This is a genomic window from Bacillus sp. SIMBA_154 (assembly GCF_046536015.1).
In the GTDB taxonomy this organism is placed as follows: domain Bacteria; phylum Bacillota; class Bacilli; order Bacillales; family Bacillaceae; genus Bacillus; species Bacillus pumilus_P.
The window spans coordinates 1-405 of sequence record NZ_JAWJBV010000079.1; the positions used below are offsets into that span (position 1 = coordinate 1).

Sequence of the window (405 nt, forward strand, 5' to 3'; positions counted from 1 at the left end):
CAAGAAGATGAAAAACGACGTGAACAAAATCCTCTTTATAGCTTTTATGCAGACTTACCAGAAGACTATGATTTAAGGATCAAATCAGAACCTGATTATGCAAAACAAATAAACTCTCAATTAAGAGAGCAAACCTTAGATCCAAGCATCTCTGATTTAAATAGGTTAGCTGCACTTAGCCAACTGCAAATGAATATGTATATTCTAAATAAATCTACTATGCCTGAGTATGACTATGAAGTAGTAGGTAACATTTTAAATTTAGCGAACAACAGTAGTGATGAAAAATTTAAAATTCAAGCTATTGAGTTATCAACTCAAACACCGGTACTTGATTACCGCCTTGCAGAGCAATTTACAAACTTGTTAGAGCAAGACTCGAATGATTATATCCGTCGCTTAGCT

At 33.8% G+C, this 405-nt stretch carries 1 protein-coding gene; it reads left to right on the forward strand.

The genetic code is table 11. The annotated features are described in order from the left end of the window. A partial coding sequence (locus R0K30_RS21180; protein ID WP_410612730.1) for a hypothetical protein occupies nt 1–405 on the forward strand: 405 nt, incomplete at both ends.